This window comes from Chitinophaga sp. ARDCPP14 (assembly GCF_051362515.1).
Taxonomy (GTDB): domain Bacteria; phylum Bacteroidota; class Bacteroidia; order Chitinophagales; family Chitinophagaceae; genus Chitinophaga.
Window position 1 is genome coordinate 67217 of the sequence record NZ_JBKIXB010000012.1, and the last position, 17878, is coordinate 85094.

General features: G+C 47.6%; 17 protein-coding genes. 8 read left to right on the plus strand and 9 right to left on the minus strand.

Going from position 1 to position 17878, the window contains the following annotated elements:
- Nucleotides 1-101: 101 nt before the first annotated feature.
- Together ccsA and ACLHR0_RS26500 are read right to left on the minus strand one after the other, a co-directional pair.
- Nucleotides 102-2585 (minus strand): cytochrome c biogenesis protein CcsA, encoded by a 2484-nt coding sequence (gene ccsA / locus ACLHR0_RS26495; protein WP_436490729.1) that lies wholly within the window; start codon nucleotides 2583-2585, stop codon nucleotides 102-104.
- Nucleotides 2586-2657: 72 nt separating this feature from the next.
- Nucleotides 2658-3056, minus strand: a complete 399-nt coding sequence (locus ACLHR0_RS26500) for a cytochrome c maturation protein CcmE domain-containing protein (protein WP_370911374.1) — start codon at nucleotides 3054-3056, stop codon at nucleotides 2658-2660.
- Nucleotides 3057-3295: 239 nt separating this feature from the next.
- On the opposite strand from ACLHR0_RS26500, the gene ACLHR0_RS26505 reads away from it, so the two are divergent.
- Genes ACLHR0_RS26505 through ACLHR0_RS26515 form a run of 3 tightly spaced genes read left to right on the plus strand, consistent with a single transcriptional unit; the run spans nucleotide 3296 to nucleotide 6258 of the window.
- Nucleotides 3296-4339, plus strand: coding sequence for an agmatinase family protein (locus ACLHR0_RS26505; protein WP_429046700.1), 1044 nt, complete (start codon nucleotides 3296-3298; stop codon nucleotides 4337-4339).
- A gap of 16 nt (nucleotides 4340-4355) precedes the next feature.
- A complete protein-coding gene (locus ACLHR0_RS26510; RefSeq protein WP_429046699.1) occupies nucleotides 4356-4943 on the plus strand; it encodes a hypothetical protein in 588 nt (195 codons plus the stop codon).
- A gap of 19 nt (nucleotides 4944-4962) precedes the next feature.
- Nucleotides 4963-6258, plus strand: a complete 1296-nt coding sequence (locus tag ACLHR0_RS26515) for a radical SAM protein (RefSeq protein ID WP_370911371.1) — start codon at nucleotides 4963-4965, stop codon at nucleotides 6256-6258.
- A 59-nt stretch (nucleotides 6259-6317) separates the two neighbouring features.
- On the opposite strand, the gene ACLHR0_RS26520 is transcribed toward ACLHR0_RS26515, so the two are convergent.
- Together ACLHR0_RS26520 and ACLHR0_RS26525 are read right to left on the minus strand one after the other, a co-directional pair.
- Nucleotides 6318-7205, minus strand: a complete 888-nt coding sequence (locus ACLHR0_RS26520) for an AraC family transcriptional regulator (protein ID WP_370911368.1) — start codon at nucleotides 7203-7205, stop codon at nucleotides 6318-6320.
- A gap of 70 nt (nucleotides 7206-7275) precedes the next feature.
- Nucleotides 7276-8502, minus strand: a complete 1227-nt coding sequence (locus ACLHR0_RS26525; RefSeq protein WP_436490733.1) for an MFS transporter — start codon at nucleotides 8500-8502, stop codon at nucleotides 7276-7278.
- Between the two features lie 142 nt (nucleotides 8503-8644).
- Between ACLHR0_RS26525 and ACLHR0_RS26530 the strand changes: the two genes are divergently transcribed.
- From ACLHR0_RS26530 to ACLHR0_RS26540, 3 genes are all read left to right on the plus strand, one after another.
- A complete protein-coding gene (locus ACLHR0_RS26530) occupies nucleotides 8645-9532 on the plus strand; it encodes a hypothetical protein (RefSeq protein WP_370911366.1) in 888 nt (295 codons plus the stop codon).
- A gap of 183 nt (nucleotides 9533-9715) precedes the next feature.
- On the plus strand, nucleotides 9716-11185 hold the full coding sequence (locus tag ACLHR0_RS26535; RefSeq protein WP_429046697.1) for a DUF5723 family protein: 1470 nt from the start codon (nucleotides 9716-9718) through the stop codon (nucleotides 11183-11185).
- Between the two features lies 1 nt (nucleotide 11186).
- A complete protein-coding gene (locus ACLHR0_RS26540; protein WP_436490735.1) occupies nucleotides 11187-12476 on the plus strand; it encodes a bifunctional folylpolyglutamate synthase/dihydrofolate synthase in 1290 nt (429 codons plus the stop codon).
- A 1-nt stretch (nucleotide 12477) separates the two neighbouring features.
- Here ACLHR0_RS26540 and ACLHR0_RS26545 read toward each other — a convergent pair whose 3' ends face one another.
- The 5 genes from ACLHR0_RS26545 to fbp form a co-directional block, all read right to left on the minus strand.
- The gene (locus tag ACLHR0_RS26545) at nucleotides 12478-13035 is read right to left on the minus strand and encodes an NUDIX hydrolase (RefSeq protein ID WP_436490737.1); all 558 of its coding nucleotides are present in this window, start codon (nucleotides 13033-13035) and stop codon (nucleotides 12478-12480) included.
- A 12-nt stretch (nucleotides 13036-13047) separates the two neighbouring features.
- Nucleotides 13048-13575 (minus strand): YfiT family bacillithiol transferase, encoded by a 528-nt coding sequence (locus tag ACLHR0_RS26550; protein ID WP_429046693.1) that lies wholly within the window; start codon nucleotides 13573-13575, stop codon nucleotides 13048-13050.
- Between the two features lie 15 nt (nucleotides 13576-13590).
- Nucleotides 13591-14355 carry an ABC transporter ATP-binding protein gene (locus ACLHR0_RS26555; RefSeq protein ID WP_079468105.1) on the minus strand — a complete coding sequence of 255 codons (765 nt, stop codon included), beginning with the start codon at nucleotides 14353-14355 and terminating at the stop codon, nucleotides 13591-13593.
- Between the two features lie 81 nt (nucleotides 14356-14436).
- Nucleotides 14437-14925: a CAP domain-containing protein gene (locus tag ACLHR0_RS26560; RefSeq protein ID WP_200817195.1), complete on the minus strand. Its 489-nt coding sequence runs from the start codon at nucleotides 14923-14925 to the stop codon at nucleotides 14437-14439.
- A gap of 158 nt (nucleotides 14926-15083) precedes the next feature.
- Nucleotides 15084-16094 carry a class 1 fructose-bisphosphatase gene (fbp, locus tag ACLHR0_RS26565; RefSeq protein WP_429046692.1) on the minus strand — a complete coding sequence of 337 codons (1011 nt, stop codon included), beginning with the start codon at nucleotides 16092-16094 and terminating at the stop codon, nucleotides 15084-15086.
- A gap of 139 nt (nucleotides 16095-16233) precedes the next feature.
- On the opposite strand from fbp, the gene ACLHR0_RS26570 reads away from it, so the two are divergent.
- Nucleotides 16234-17502, plus strand: a complete 1269-nt coding sequence (locus ACLHR0_RS26570) for an aspartate kinase (protein WP_436490740.1) — start codon at nucleotides 16234-16236, stop codon at nucleotides 17500-17502.
- Nucleotides 17503-17576: 74 nt separating this feature from the next.
- Nucleotides 17577-17855 (plus strand): hypothetical protein, encoded by a 279-nt coding sequence (locus tag ACLHR0_RS26575; protein ID WP_429046690.1) that lies wholly within the window; start codon nucleotides 17577-17579, stop codon nucleotides 17853-17855.
- Nucleotides 17856-17878 lie beyond the last annotated feature (23 nt).

Sequence of the window (17878 nt, forward strand, 5' to 3'; positions counted from 1 at the left end):
TAAGAATTCTGAAATGGCGCTGCCCGGCTGGTGATTTAACCAAGAAAAAATCCTTCAACAGCAACGCCATTGAAGGATTCTTTCAAAAAAATATCCGGAGGTTATCTTCTTCTTACTTTCTGATAAATACTCATGGCGGTACCAATCACCGTAATAATGATTCCCAGCCATAACACGTTGATATAAGGGAATATCAGCGCTTTCATCACGATGTAATCGCTGAAGCCCGACGCTTCTTTTACCTTCAGCTCTATTTTATTCTCCGCCGGCATAATCTTCGAGAACCGTACATTCAGTCCCAGTGGCGCCAGGGTGTCTTCCACGCTGTATTGGTAGCTGCTGTCGCGGATAAAATAGATCGGCTGCAGTTTAAAATGATCATCTGTTTGCGTATATACCTCCAGCTCTGCTCCTACGGCCAGGTCGCCATTCTGCGGAATGTAATTGCGGCTTTCCGGTTTGGTGTTTAATCCTTTCAGCACAATAAATCCTTTGGAGAAGAACACCGAATCGCCCTGTTTCATTTCATGGGTAACATAAGGTGTGGTATCTTCTTTGGCGGCTTCTTCGCGGTTAGGTGCGGCAGATACGTAGGTGAAAATGTCCTTCGTGAGGTAATGCCTGGAAGCCGGGTTGGACGACAGCGCATTTTCCTTTTTATTCACAAACGCATCCGGGTAAAGGGTGAAACGCTCCAGCGCCTTGCCGGTTTGTTTATCCTTTTTCTCATAATGCACTACATAATACGTTTTGGGATCTCCCTGCGCTACGGAATCGCCGGTATAGGTAACATGATAGTCGCCCATTTCCACCGGCACATCCTTTGGCAGCATAATATTCTCCCGCGGATTCTGTTTGCTTTCCTTTGTAAAAATACCATCGCCCAGCATCTTCATGCGGTCCAGTGAAATCACTTCCATTTTGGCGGAGGAAATCAGCACGCCCAGCAACACCATCCCAAAACCGATATGCGCAACAGAAGCGCCTGCATTTTTGATTTTGCCTTTCAGGCCGGAGAAAATATAAAAGAAGTTGCCTACAATCGCATAAATGCTGGCAAACAACATCAGGTAAATAGCAGTAAGGAAACCGGCGCCGTAAGTATCGTAGGTAATAGTGCCTTTCCAGGCCACCAGCCCGGTTAATAAGAGCGCTACGATAGTAGGTATCAGCAGTTTCTTCGTGATTTCGCCGCGGGGAGTATCCTTGTACCGCATAAACTGCACAATCGCCGTTAATACACCCAGTACAATCGCAATCCAGATCTGGATTTTGTTGTAGTGGAATATACTGTCAGACGGCGGCGCAATATCGTTCATGTTGAACGCAGACTTCAGCCCGGTGAGGCTCAGTAATTTATTCCATACCGGAATAGAAGTAGTGAAGGTAATCTGGATGGCTGCAATCAGCAGGATCAGGGAACCTACAAACAGCCAGAACTCACGCGAGTAGCTGTTCTCTTCTTTCTTTACGGAAGGGATTTCTTTTCTGCGTACAATCAGCAGGGCGATGGCCGGCACAGTGAACACCAGCATGGAAATCAGCAGCTGTGCGCTCATGCCCATATCGGTAAAGGAGTGTACGGAAGTATCGCCCAGTACGCCGCTCTTTGTTAAGAAAGAGGAGTACAGGATCAGCACGTAGGAAATAAAGAAGAAGAAGAAGGTAGATTTCAGCGAGTGCCCGGTGGCTTTATACGCCAGGAGTGTGTGCACGCCCGCCACCATGGTCAGCCACGGCACCAGTGATGCATTTTCTACAGGGTCCCATGCCCAGTAACCACCAAAGTTGAGCGATTCATAGGCCCAGGCAGCGCCCATCATAATACCGGTTCCCAGCATCATTATGGCAAACAAACCCCAGGGCTGTACCGGTTTTACCCAGCCGGTGTAATCTTTTGTCCATAACCCGGCAAATGCAAAAGCAAACGGAATGATCATAGAAGCAAAACCCAGGAACAATACCGGCGGGTGAATCACCATCCAGTAGTTCTGCAACGTTACATTCAAACCGTTTCCGTCGTGGATATGCTGCATATAGTCAGCTGTCTGGAAGATAGGCGCCAGTTGGTTTTCAGGCGCTTCCCTCAACAGCATGAAAGGATTGCTGCCCACTTTATAGCCCAGGATGAAAATACCCAGCAACATGCTGGCCATGATCAGCTGTGCAAGGGAGAAGATCGTCATTACCGGCGCTTCCCAGTTTTTGGAAGTGCGGATCAGGAAAATCCCCAGGATGCTGTTCCAGATGCTCCACAGCAGGAAGCTGCCTTCCTGGTCGGACCAGAGGCTGGATAACAGGTATTGGATAGGCAGGTCGCGGGAAGTATTGCGCCATGCGTATTTATATTCGAAATAGTGATTATACAGGATAAAGTAGAGGCAGCTGAATACGCCGATTACGGCAGCCGACTGTATAACGAAAGACCAGCGCGCCAGTCGTTTCCACGAATCCCTGATCAGCGGTTCTTTTCCTTTAACTACATTATAATAAGCCACGGTGGCTACCATAGATGCTACAAATGCCAGTATGGCAAAGAAGTGGCCTAGTTGGCCCGGCAGTAAATGTTCCCCTACAAACTTCATAAAATTCCTCTGAGAGATGTGAATATTGTGGCATTGATCATCCGACGGCGACAATCATATACATATAGCTAATTATATCTGTTTGTTGCTCACTGCAACCTGGTCGTCCTTATACTTGGAAGGACATTTCATCAGTATTTTGCTGCAGTGAAACTCAGTGCCTTCCATTTTACCGGTGAGTACAATGGATTCGGCCTTTTCAAAGTCGGTAGGTTTTGCGCCGTAGAAAACTACTTTATGGGATTCCCCCGTTTTATCGTGGACGTAGAAGCTGAACAGGTTGGCATCTTTAGTTGGATCGTAGTTCATCGCTTTTAAGGTATCGAGTTTACCAATCACATGGAACTCTTTCCCTTCTTTCTCGCGGGCTGTTGCAAAAGTTTCATAGGTGCTGAAATCACCCACCATAGTCACTATCACTCCAATTGCCACCGCAATTACCACCAGCAGAATAATATTTGTTTTTTTCATATGAAAATTATCTTCCCTATTGATTAGACACAAGCTGCAAAAACCCTTTACCAGCGCGACTTCAACAACTCCTCTCCTTTTGCCGTACTTTATTTGTTTCCGATTAATCGGCAAAATTAAGTGAAAATGACCTTCTTCCGACAAATTTTATATAAAAGGTAATTCTTTTTAGGAGAAGGACGGCTGTAAGTAAACAGAATCCTATCTTTGCGCGGAATTTAGAAAAGTACGACTTTATCATGGCAGATTTATCTCAATTTGACCCTAACTCGGTTGGCCTGCTGTCCAACAACGTTTTTGGTTTACCTTTTTCCGAAGAAGAGGCAAGACTGGTATTATTACCTGTTCCCTGGGAAGTGACCGTTTCCTATAACAATGGTACGGCCCGCGGCCCGGAACGTATCTTCAGGGCTTCCTTCCAGGTAGACCTGTACGACGCAGATGTAAAAGACGGCTGGAAACAGGGTTTCTACATGCGGGAACCAGACAAGCACCTCCTGCTCCGCAGCGATTACCTGCGCAAGGAAGCAGAACTGTACCTGAAATTCCTGACCGAAGGGGGAGATATTTCTGAAAATGAATTCCTGAAAAAAACACTGGTAGATGTAAGTAACGGTACCAGGGCCATGAATGAGTGGGTGTACATCCAAACCAAATCGCTCCTGGAAAAAGGCAAGCTGGTAGGTTTGGTAGGCGGCGACCACAGTACGCCACTCGGCTTCTTCAAAGCCATTGGTGAACACAAGGGCGAGTTTGGTATCCTCCAGATCGATGCACACTGCGATCTCCGCGATGCATATGAAGGATTCAAATACTCCCACGCCTCTATCATGTTTAATGCCCTGGCAGAAGTGCCGCAGCTCTCTAAACTGGTACAGGTAGGTATCCGCGACTATTGCGAAGAAGAAGTGGATTACGTAAATAATAGTGAAGGCCGCGTAGTAACCTTCTTCGATAAACAGATCAAGGAAAGACAATTTGAGGGAGAATCCTGGAAAGCTATCTGCGACAGCATTGTAGACAACTTACCTCAACAGGTATACATCAGTTTTGATATCGACGGACTGGATCCGAAATTATGCCCCCATACCGGTACCCCGGTACCCGGCGGGTTTGAGGCGGAACAAATATATTATCTCTTCAAACGGGTGCTGGACAGCGGCCGGAAACTGATCGGTTTTGATTTGAACGAAGTAAGCACTTCACACGACGAATGGGATGCCAACGTAGGCGCCCGTGTGTTGTTCAAACTTTGTAACCTGTTGATCAGTTCCAATTCTTAATCTCACATTCCTGTTCATGCATAGTTTGCGCATCCTGCATCCGAATACCTCCAGCAGAATCCGGTTATTACCGGTTATGCATGGGCTTACGGGCATACTGTTCCTGTTTAATGCGATCGGTATTTACCGCAGTCCGCAGCCGAACTGGTTCCTGGCGTTTTTTTTCCTGGTAGTAGGTGTATTGTGCATCGGCTTTCCTTTTACCATGAGAAGGTTTAAGAAATTCACCGAAGCCAATACCGTCGCACGGATGATAGAAGCGCTCATCTGCTTTACCGGCAGTTTGTATTTCCTGTCGCACCTCAACCCGGTTACCGCATTACTGCTGTTCCTGGTAGGCGCCGGGCTCGCCTACGTAGGCTGGATGGAACACCGTATTTTCCAGCCATCGTATGTAAAGATGGATACCACCGGAATTACCCTTCCTACCACCTTTTCAAAAAGGCTGGTTGGCTGGAACGAACTGAATAACGTAATTTTGCGGAACGATCTGCTCACAATAGACTTTAAGAACAACAAGATCCTGCAACTCGAAATACTGGATGAACCAGGCAACGAACAAAGGGAAGCACTGAATAACTTCTTCCGGAGCAGGGTGCAATAACAGTATATAAAAACAGAAAATGCTAAAACAAACACCTTACATATTATACTCAGACGGTAACGGTAATATTTTTGAAGATACCACCCTGTATGTAACCGGCCGCAGCGGCTGGGATGCATGGCCGGTAGAAGCAGACGAATGGATTGAATTACCGGAAGGAGGTAATTTGTATGAGTTGCCCGGCCGCCGTGGTATTGGCATCAACGCCGCCACCGGCGATATGCAGCTTTGTGATAAAGGATGGGCCGTAGCCGCATTCATACCGCCGGCGCATACCGGTTTTTACCTGGCTGCCTACGAAACCATGCCGGATGCGCCTACCCTGCCGCTGTTTTGCTACACCGCAGTAGGCTGGCTGGATGGTAAGTTTTATGTGCCCGCCACCCGCATTGAAGCAGATATCCGCCAGGAATGCGCGGGCTTTGACGATAAAAAAGTGAAACAGGGCGTAAAAACCCTGGTGGAAGCATACCCGCATAACAGGCTGGTACAGCATCTCGCGGAAAATTGCGCGCTCACCTATGAGTGTCCTGCTGCCCGTAATTATTTTATGGGAAGATGGGAGTGCCCTATTCCTTCCTCTCCTGCATGTAATGCCAATTGCGTGGGCTGCATTTCATTCCAGCCGGAAGAAGAAAGCATTGTTTCCACGCAGGACCGCCTCCGCTTTAAACCAACCGCGGAAGAAATTGTGGAGTACACCGTACCTCACCTGGAATCGGCCCCCTTCCCTATCGTAAGCTTCGGACAGGGCTGTGAAGGCGAACCACTGCTGATGTGGGAAACCATCCGCGAATCCATCCTGGAAATACGCAAACACACGCCTAAAGGCAGCATCAATATCAATACCAACGGCAGTAAACCGGATGCGGTAAGAGCCCTGTGTGAAGCAGGCCTGAATAGTATCCGCGTAAGCCTGAACTCCGCACAGGAAAAATATTACACCCCGTATTACCGCCCTAACAACTACGTTTTTGAAGATATCATCGAAAGCCTGAAAGTAGTGCGTGAATTCGGCGGCTGGACCTCGATCAACTACTTCGTATTTCCGGGCATGACCGATAGCGCAGATGAATATGAAGCGCTGCGTAAACTGATCAGGGAAACAGGGTTGAATATGATCCAGTGGCGTAATTTCAATATTGATCCCGACTGGTACCTCGGTAAACTGGGCGTAACGGAAACGGGCGAATGCTTAGGGGTAAAACAGCTGCAGGAACTGATCCATGAGGAATTCCCGGATCTGAAGTTCGGTTACTTTAATCCTCCGATGGAGCGTATTACGGGCGATTATATGAGCGACTTCGCTCACTGAGAATAGAACTCTTTATATTAAAAAAGGCTGACCGCGATGGTCAGCCTTTTTCGTTTAACTTACTTTAGTTCTTCCGCAAAGCGGTATTGCCTTGCATACGCCGAAGGCGACATTCCCGTTACCTTCCGGAATACCCGGTTAAAAGTAATCGGGTTGTTATACCCGGTAGCATAGGCCACTGCTGCAATACTGTCGAAGTCACCGTTAATAATATTCTTGCACGCCACATTGATCCTGATCTCATTCAGAAATTCAAGGTAGGTTTTGCGGGTATGTTTTTTAAAGTATTTGCAAAAAGCATAAGTAGTAAGATGCGCCACGCCGGCAATTTGTCCCAGCGAAATATTCTCCGCATAATGCTCCAGCGTATATTGGTAAATATCATTCATCCGCAGTCCTTCCGACTCGCTGTAAGATTGCCTGGAAAACCCCGTGGATAACGACTTCCAATCCTTCACCTGTTTAGAGAAATATACCAGCATGCCCACAAACGCCAGCAACCTTTCGGCGCCGCTGAGCCGGGAGATCTTTAATATATCGGCAGCTGTTTTTTCTGCGTATTCGGCCGGCAGTTGCAAACTGTTGGCGCTGAGTTGCAGGAACTTTCTTACCGCCTCCATTTCTTTCAGGGAAAATAAGCCCTGTAATGCATGTTCATGATCGAAAAAGATATGGATGGCGTGGATATTCTTCTCCTGTAAATTTTCGAAATACCGCGCATCCCCTTTAAACATATGGGGCTGGTTGGCGCCAATCACATAAATATCTCCGGCCTTGAAAGGTTGGGTATAGTTTCCGGCAATCAGGGTGCCTTCTCCCTTTATAATAAGTGTTACCTGCGCCTCTTTGTGACGATGCAGGTAATTATAAAAGTAAGGGAGGATATCTTCCTGTATGACTACAGCACCTTCATCGGCAACGGGGACAGTAAATTGAATTACTTTCATTAACCAATATTACTAATTTACCTGCAAAATTAGCAATTATGTGGCAATAATGGTAAAGTGTTGGACAATATCATCCATTGATTTGTTTTCTGCCCGTCCCTATTTTTTGCTGCAACCACAAAAAACCGCCGCCCGACAATATGCACCCCAGCGCTGTAATCCCCCACCACGGCCTAAACCCAAGATGCTGCACCACAAACGCCCCCGTTGTGGGCGATACAATATTGGCCAGCGAATACGAAATGGTATACAACGCGGCATACTGTCCGCGGTTATGGTCCAGGCTCCTGCCGATCCAGAAACTGTTCATAAAGGGGAGGCAAAACATTTCACCGAAGGTGATCACCACCATAAATACTACTGCCAATGCCCATACCGGCGGCAGGAAACAAAGTAACATATAGGACAAGCAAACCATCATGGCGCCGCGGGCCACAAAGGACAGGTTAGGCATTTTCCCGTCGAGGCGGTACACCATTACCATTTCCACCAGCGCAATCAGGATCCCGTTAACAGACATATTCAGACCAATAGCCCACTCTTCCAGGTGCATCACTTCTTTAAAATATAACGGCACAATGCTGGAAAACTGGAACAGGCAGATGGCATTTACGGTGGCAAAAAGCAGGAACCACAGGTAAATATGATCCCTCCATACCTTCTCTTCCGCTTTTACGGCTGCCTTGGCAGCCTTTGGCGGCGCAGGTACCGGCGGCAGGAAAATCCGCATCAGGATGGCCGCCAGCATACAGGTGAACCCGTCTACCCAGAAAAGCAGCTGGTAACTGAAACTGGCAAGGATACCGCCGATAGCAGGACCTACTGACCAACCCAGGTTCACCGCCAGCCGGTTCAGGGCGTACGACCGGGTCCGGTTTTCCGGCGAACTGTAGGCGGCAATAGCAATGCTGTTGGCCGGCCGGAAGGCATCTCCCACAGAACTCATTACAAATACGCAGATACATATTTGCTCAAAGGTGCGCATCTGACCCAATAAAATGAATAATAATCCGTTAGAGAAAAGACTCCAGAACTGTACCTGGTAGAAACCGATCTTATCAGACAGCCATCCGCCCAGCAGGGCGCCAACAATGGCACCGGTACCAAAACAGGCCATAACCAGGCCTGCCTGGGCAATACTGAAATGAAGATGTTGTGTAAGATATACGGTCATAAAGGGAATGACCATCGTTCCGCTCCTGTTGATCAGCAATACAAGCGAGAGCCACCAGGTAGCAGGAGCAAGACCAGTATAGGCATTTTGGTAAAGACGGATCGTTTGTCTGGCCAGGTTCATAAAATCGGTGAAAAATAATTTACGATAATTGGATTAACAGCACAGTTTTTGCAAAGATCCGGAATTCATCTTTTGATGAGCGATTATTTTTTCTGGATCAAAACATTAACTTTGGTCTGAACAGGCACTCAATAAGGTTATCATGGAGGAAAAAAACGGTAAAAAAAATATACAGGCTTTAGGAATCACTATCGGCGTGCATGCATTGCTGTTAGTAGCGCTGGTATTTACCGGTTTTTCTGCACCTCCGCCCTTACCGGATCAGGATCTTGGCATGGAAGTAAACCTTGGCACATCCGATGATGGCATGGGCGACGAACAACCATTGAACCCTAATCCGCCCAGTGCTGCAGCGCCAGAACCAGCAGCAGCTGAAAGTCCGGCTGCTACCGCTCCGGCCAACACTGAACCTCAGCAGGATATTGCTACCCAGGATGAAGAAGAGGCCCCGGAAATAAAAAAACCGGAAAAACCTGTTGAGAAACCTAAAGAGATTCCAAAGAAATTAGAACCAAAACCTGTTAAGCCAACAAAGAAACCTGCAGAAACGCCACCGGCGCCCACACCACCCGCACCAAAACCAAAGGCGGTGTTTTCAGGCGGTACCGGCAACAGTGCCAATAGCGGTAACAGCGCCAATGGCTCCAATAATGCCACAGGAGAAGGTAATACCGGCAAACCCGGCGATCGCGGTCAACTGGGGGGTAACCCTAACGGCGGCGGATATACGGGCGGTGGACTCGGCGGCGGACGCTCCGATTTCCACCTCAATGGAAGAAGCCTTATCGGCAGGCCACAGGTTACTTACGACGGCACTGAAACAGGCTATGTAGCCATCAATATAAAAGTAGATCAAAAGGGAAATGTGACATCTGCCACTTTTAGTATGAAAGGATCTACTATCAGTAACCCCCGCCTGATTGAGATTGCCAAAAAGGCTGCCTCCAGCGGACAACTGAAATACAATGCCAACCCGGATGCACCAGAAGAACAGTTCGGAGTGATCCGCTTCTTTTTCAAAGCAGAATAAGCAGCGTAATATATACAGATTTTAAAAGAGGCTGTTTTATTTACCGGACCAGGAACTGATCCGGAACAGCATAGCTTCATCCAGAAATCTGTCGTTCCTACATCATCTTTACCTATGATTGCAACAACTGACAAGAGCAATTTTTTTGTGTCATTTCGAGGAACCTATTTTTTATCGCCAACGATGATTGTAAAACTTAACCGTATCTTTTCCGGCACCGCAATATTGCTCGTGCTGATGCAGGCCGCTGTGGCTCAAACTTTCCCGGGTTACAATAACAGTAACTACGCGGGTATTTATGGTGTATTCTCCAACCCGGCCAGCGCTGCCGGCTATCGCTATAAATGGGATGTAAATATTATAGGTGCGGATGTAAATGCCGGCAACACTTATGTGAGCGTTCCGAAATCATTGCTGTTTAATATTCCTGATACGCTGAAACGCAACCAGGATTATTTCCTCGATGAAGGCGCCAACAGGAAACAAATGGGCTGGCAAATGGCGGAAATTGCACTACCTTCTGTATTATATGCTATTGATGAAAAACAGTCTGTTTCCTTTGTATGGCGTATGCGCAGCAGCAGTAGCGGCGGTAATTTCACGACCCCCATCGCCAATTTCTTTGGGGTGGATTTCCCAAATCCAGGTTATATCAACACCAATTTAAGCATTCCGCGTGCAGGCGTTTCCTCGCATGTATGGCATGAACTGGGCTTCAGTTATGCACGCACCATCAAAGAAACTTACAGCGGCCGGTGGAAAGCCGGCGTTACACTGAAACTGCTCAGTGGCGTGGCTGCGGGTTACGCTGCTGTTAAGGGCGTTGACTTCAGGCTAAACTCATCAAAAAGTGCCACTATTACCAGTGGTACCCTCTATTATGGCTATAATAAAGAAATGGACGACTGGCAGTCGCCCGCACAAAAAAACCTCCAGTTATTCCATAACAACGGTATCGGTGCAGACATCGGCGTGATCTACGAATACCGCCCCGACAACGGCGGCTTTGGCGCCTCTGAAGGCTCTGATGCAGATGACTATAAATTTCGTATAGGCGCTTCCATTACCGACATCGGCAGGATAAAATATACCAAAGCGCCTATTAACACGGACCTCAGCCTGGTAAAAGACAATGTAGTACCAAAGGATGTGCAGTATAAGAAAAATGAAAGTCTGCAGCAATACGCCCGCCGGCTCAACAATTATTTTACGCCACTGGGCACCGATTCTACTTTCAATATGATGCTGCCCACGGCGCTCAACCTGATGGGTGATTATAATATCGACAGCCGCTTTTTTATCAGCGCACATGCGGTTATTGCATTAACCGCCGGCAACCGCGATATCTCCAAAACATATGCACTAACACAGTTTAATATTACGCCACGGTATGAAACCTACCTTTTTGGCGCCTATATGCCATTCACTATTAACCGTAACGGCCAGGCCGATGTAGGAGCGGGTATCCGCATAGGTCCCCTCCTGATTGGCTCCAGCACAATTTTCACCAACCTCTTTCAAAAACATGTCGATCGTGCAAATGCTTTTGTAGCTTTGCGCTTAAATTCAAGCATGTTCGAACGGGGTGAGGGCGGTGGGCTCTTTAAGAAGCGTAACCGCCAGTTGGATTGCCCGGTGGTTAATAATTATTAATATGGCCTCTTACAAAGAAACGCTGGACTATCTCTATGCACAGCTGCCCATGTTTACCAGAGTGGGCGCCAGTGCGTTTAAAACAGACCTGCATAATACCATTGCATTACTGGATCAGCTGAACCAACCGCAACACAGCTTTAAAACCATACACGTAGCCGGTACCAACGGCAAAGGCTCTTCCAGCCATATGCTGGCAGCCATTTTCCAACAGGCCGGCTACAAAACAGGACTTTATACTTCCCCCCACCTCCTGGATTTCAGGGAGCGTATCCGCATCAACGGGCAAATGGTTCCGGAAAATTTTGTAGTTAATTTCACAGAACAGATGCGCGGGCATATTGCCGACATCCAACCCTCTTTTTTTGAACTCACCGTTGCCATGGCATTCCGCTACTTCCAGCAGGAAGCAGTAGACATTGCCATCATTGAAGTGGGCCTCGGCGGCCGGCTGGACAGCACCAACGTCATTACGCCCGAACTGTCGCTGATCACCAATATCAGCTACGATCATAAAAATATTCTCGGCGATACACTCCCGCAGATTGCCAGTGAAAAAGCAGGCATCATCAAAGCCGGTGTACCGGTAGTGATCAGCGAAACACAGTCTGAAGTACAGGACGTGTTTATTAATACCGCCAACGCGCTGAATGCCCCCATTCACTTCGCAGACCAGGAATGGATGGAAGCTTCCGGCGCCATTGAAAGCAATCACTTTACTATAACGTTACTGGATACACGACAACAGCAGATGCGCCGTTTACAACTGGATCTGACCGGTCAGTACCAGGAAAAAAATGTAATGGGCGTATTGTCGGCCGTAAAAATATTACAGCAAAAAGGCTGGCATATCACCTGGGATCACATCAGCCACGCCCTTTCCCACGTAAAGAAACTGACCGGCCTGAGAGGCCGCTGGGAAGTAATACAGCGGCATCCGCTCACTGTACTGGATGTAGGCCACAACGAAGCCGGCATCCGCGAAGTGATGCAGCAGCTCGGACATGTTAACTTCCAGCAGTTACATATTGTAGTAGGATTTGTGAAAGATAAGGAAGTAGAAAAAGTGCTGCCATTATTCCCGCCTACGGCGCATTATTATTTCTGCAAAGCACAGATCCCCCGTGCATTGGACGAAGTAGCACTGGCTGAAATGGCGGCGGTCAGCGGGTTACAGGGCCATGCTTACCCAACTGTTCAGGCGGCGCTGCAGGCGGCCAGGCAACATGCCCAGCCGGATGATATGATCCTCGTTTGTGGCAGCTTTTTTATTGTAGCAGAAGTGATGTAAGTTATTTCATCGTCATTTTACCGAGATACAGCAACGCGTAAAAGATACAGGTGGTGTGCAAACTGTGTACTATTTTGTTATCCAGTAACAGTTGCTGTAGTTCTTCCAGCGGCATAATCACCACTTCAATATCTTCGTTGTGATCCAATTCCTGTTCCTGTACCTTTACCCCTCCCGTTGCCAGGAACATATGCGTGTAGTTGTTGCTGGAAGCCGTATTAGGCGCAATGGTGCCAAGCGACACCCATTCCTTAAATGCGTACCCGGTTTCTTCCAACATCTCGCGTTTCATGGCAAATAAAGGATCCGGATCTGTGGGGTCCATCGTGCCGCCAGGAATTTCCAGCAACGTTTTGCCTACTCCCTGCCGGAACTGCCGGATCATGATTACCTGCCCGTCTTCACGAATCGCCACACCGTTTACCCAGTTGCTATACTCCAGTACGTAATAAGGCGCCACAATTTTACCTGCGGGCGTTTCGCAGGTATCGATACGCGCCGTAAGCCAGGCATCTTTAAAAAGGTATTCCGATGACAGTAATTTCCAGTCCATATTCATAATAACAATGCTTTACCAATCCATTCGTTCTTTCAGGCGCAGGATATGCTCCAGGTGATGTTTACCATGCCAGGCGTAATTGGCGGCATGGGTTTTTAAATGATGACTGGTGCCATTGGCAGGATGTACAAAAGTACGTTCCCAGTCGGCATCCGATAAGTGCTCCATCAAACTTACCCAGCGGTTATGCAGGGCATGCAGCAGGGTGATAGATACGTTTATGGGTGTAAACTTCACATCAGGAAGTTCCGCCCATAGTTGTTCCTCGTAAGGTTTTATAACCGGCTGTTCTTCTGTGAGGGCCAGCTTCATGCGGGTGTATCCGTTCATATGGCTGTCGGCCAGGTGGTGTACCACCTGCGCTACTGTCCACCCATCCGGGCGGTAAGGCGTTTGCAGCTGGTATTCGTCCAGTTGCTGCACGGCGATTTCCACCAGCTGGGGCAAATAGCGGATGTCGTTAATAAATCCCCGCAACATTTCCGGTGTGTAGTCCGGCAATGCTTCAAAGCGGCCAATAGGATATTTCAGTGATTCCATCCGTTAGGTGTTGGTTTATTCTTCGCGTAAGTCTTTCCCCGTGAGATGAATGAATACATCTTCCAGGTTCGCTTTCTTCACCTCCTTCTTTCTTTCAAAACCGGAAGATACCAGTTTATCAATCAATGCATCGGGCGAGTCGATAGCGATAATAAGACCGCTGTCGACGATAGCGCAACGGTCGCAGAGGAATTCTGCTTCATCCATATAATGGGTGGTGATTACCACGGTGGTACCCTGGCTCCTCACCTGCTGGATCAGCTCCCACAAGTTGCGGCGGGCCTGTGGATCCAGGCCGGTAGTGGGTTCATCCAGGAAAATGATCTGTGGTTTATTGATGAGCGTAGTGGCAATGGAAAACCGTTGTTTCTGGCCACCGGAAAGTTCTTTGAATTTTGCTTTGGCTTTATCTTCCAGGTTAAACATCCCCAGGAGCTTCATGGGCTCCACGGGCTGGTTATAAAGGCCGCCAAACATTTCTATGAGTTCTGTGAGATTTAGTCCGGGGTAATAGCCGGAACTCTGGAGCTGTACGCCGATGATCTTTTTAATATCGTTGGGGTCTTTGTCGAGGTCATAACCTCCCACCATCACTTTGCCGGCTGTTTTTTCCCGGAGGGTTTCAATAATTTCCAGGGTAGTGGATTTACCGGCGCCGTTGGGGCCCAGCAGGCCAAAGATCTCTCCTTCAAACACCTCAAAGCTGATTCCTTTTACCGCGGTAAACTCCCCGTATTTTTTTACCAGGTTGCTTACCTCAATGATCTTTTTCTTTTCCATGGGGCCAAATTACAGAAAGAATGCGAAAAAAAAGAGCCTCTGAACGAAGGGGACGGCCGGTGGCTGTCCCCTTCGTTTCAATTATTGCTTGATAAACACCTGCGTAAAGAAGGTAATCCTCCCCTTATCGGCGGTGCCGATACCAATGAGCGTATAATCGCCCAGCATATTTTTGCGGTGCCCCGGGCTCTTGATCCATCCATTTACCACGGCTTCGGCGTCGAGAGTGCCATAAGCTACGTTTTCAGCGGCGCTGGCTACGCGGCCCATCTTTTTGGATACGTTGGCTACGCGTTCTTCAAATCCCTCATGACCAAAACCTGTGCTGCCGTTGGCCATATCCCGGCTGTGGCGGCGGGCCTGCTGGCTGATGGTGGCATCCAGCTGTAAAGGCTTCAGCCCTTTGGACTGACGGAACTTGTTGGTGTAGTAAAGAATCTGGTCATCCATGCTGGCACCTGCATTACTGCTGTCTGCCGCATGAGTGGCACGTGAGCACGCGCTAACCTGGAAAACGGCCAACAGGGCGACTAATAATGCAATGATCCGCTGGTTCTTCAAAATCGACATAGAAATAAAATGGTTAATAATTAAAAATGAATAAAGAGTACTAATATGACTATTAAAACCAGGCCAGGTTTAGCAAGCCGGGTGCCAGAAATTAAAAACGGTGTATAATGGACATTTTGTATCCGCTATACACCGTTTTTTGTAATATTTTTTTAAGCCTACTCGTTCATGATCCGCTGCCAGGTATCCATCATTGTTTTGGACCCTATAAAGATGGCCATCCGCTGGTGCAGCTGTACCGGTTTCAACTCCAGGAGCCGCTGTTTACCGTTGGCCATGGCCACGCCGCCCGCCTTTTCCATGATAAACGACATAGGATTGCACTCATAACAAAGCCTTAACCGGCCTGCCGGGTACTTACCAAAAGCCGGGTACATGAAAATACCACCCTGGATAAGGGTACGGTGTATTTCGGCCACCATACAGCCCACAAACCGGTGGCGGTAAATACGGTCATTTTCATTCCTCGCCATAAAATGATCGATCGATTTACGGATTTTCTGCTCGTATAGGTGGTAATAACCCACATTAACAGAGAAAATATCGCTGTCGGGCGGACATTTCAGGTTGGGGTGCGACAGGCAGAACTCCCCGATAGACGGGTCCAGGGTGAAGCCCTGCACGCTGCGGCGGGTAGCATATACCATCATGGTAGAGGAACCATAAATAATATACCCGGCGGCAATCTGCTTGGTGCCCGGCTGCAGGAAATCCTCCAGTTCACATTCAGAGCCCTCCGGCGTAAGCCGGCGGTACACCGAGAAAATGGTACCGATAGATACATTCACATCTATATTGCTGGAACCATCCAGGGGATCCAGTAACACCACGTATTTCGATTTTTTGGAATGCTCATCATGAAAAGGAATAAAGTTTTCATTTTCTTCTGAAGCCACGCCACAGCAGTAAATACTGGTTTCCAGTGAATCAATGAACTGCTCATTGGCAAATTCATCCAGTTTCTTTACTGATTCGCCCTGCACGTTGGTCCGGCCGGCTTCTCCCAGGATGTCGGCAATACCGGCTTTATTTACTTCCACATTTACCCTTTTAGCAGCGAGGCCGATATCACGCAGTAAACCGGATAACTGACCGGTGGCTCCCGGGTAATTCCGTAACTCCTGGATAGTAAATTCATCCAGTGTCATTACTTTTTGCTTAAGATTCATAACGTTAGGTTGTATGGGCGAATTTAGTCAATTGAAACTATTTTAACGGAACTGTCATTTATCTGCAAACAGATTTTAAAACAATTCTAAACTTGTCTTACTTTGCCGAATAATTTTTTAAAAGAAGATAAACTATCATATGAAGGTTTTCAAGTTTGGTGGCGCAAGTTTAGAAAGTGTTGAACGTATCCGGCAGGTGGCTCAGATTGTACAGTCATTTCCGGACGAAAAACTCCTCATTGTTATTTCTGCCATGGCTAAAACAACCAATGAGCTGGAGAAAGTAGCACAAAACTTTTTCCTGCGCAAACGGGAAATTGCCGCGCAGCTTCTCTTTAACATCGAGGAGCAACATGTGAATGTAGCCGAAGCCTTGCTGGGAACAAAGGATCATCCATTATTTATCCAACTGCAGCAGTTTTTCACCGAAGCTGAATGGACACTGGGCGAAAAACCCCTGCGCACCTATGATTACTATTACGATCAGTTGGTGAGCCTGGGTGAACTGCTGAGTACCTCTATTGTAAGCGCCTTCTTTAACAGCGTGGGTATCCACAATACCTGGCTGGATGTGAGAGATATTTTCCGTACAGACGACAACTTCCGCGACGCTAATATCGACTGGATCTATACCCAGCGGCAGGTAACCGAAAAAGTGGTTCCCCTGTTCAACAACACCAATATTGTGATTACACAAGGCTTTATTGGCAGCACCGACCAGAACGAAAGCGTTACCCTGGGCCGGGAAGGCAGCGATTACTCCGCCGCCGTTTTCGCCAATATGCTCGATGCCGAAAGCCAAACCATCTGGAAAGATGTGGAAGGATTGAAAAATGCCGATCCAAAACTGTTCCCCAACACCGTGAATATACCGGAGATCAGCTACAGCGAAGTGATAGAAATGGCCTACTATGGCGCCCAGGTGATCCACCCGAAAACCATTAAACCACTGCAGAACAAACAGATCCCCCTGCTGGTGAAATGTTTCCTGGATAAAAACCTGCCCGGCACCATCATCAGGGAAACCGCAGATGTAAAACTGCTGCCTCCTATCATTGTGCTGAAAAAGAACCAGGTGTTGCTGAATATTACCTCTAAAGACTACTCTTTTATCACAGAAGATAAGATCAGCGACATCTATGAGATCTTCCACGGGCTGAAGGTGAAAATTAACCTGATGCAGAACGGAGCCATCAATTTCTCCTGCTGTATAGATAATAACCCGGAGAAGATAGAACTCCTGATCAAAACGCTCCACGAGCAGTTTAAAATCGTTTACAACGAAGGACTGGAGCTGCTTACCGTTCGTTATTACCAAACCGGCCTACTCGAAGAACTCAGCGACGGTCACACAATATTATTAGAACAACGTTCAACCGCCACCATACAGCGTCTCTGGAAAAGATAAATTTATCCAGTAAAAATATTATCACCCTTCGTGCAACTTTTTTCGTACCCGTTCGTCTTTAGTAAAAATGTGGTATGAAAAAAGTTGCTATCGTTTTAAGCCTGAGTACCGTGGTGATGCTGATCATAGCATGCGGAGGGAAAATGGTCAACCGTGGCTACCTTTCCGCCAGCAACCCGGATGAATTGCCTATTTACCTGATCACCCTGGGATATTTCAGGGAAACACCTGCTTGTCCCACTACCCCATCGTCGTGTATGATGAATAAAACAACAGAGATGCCCCTCGGCAAAATACAGGATGTTTTAAGATCGGCGCTTCAATACTACCAGGAAAACTGCAGCAGGAAATAACAGACCCCCTTTTTTGGTACTAG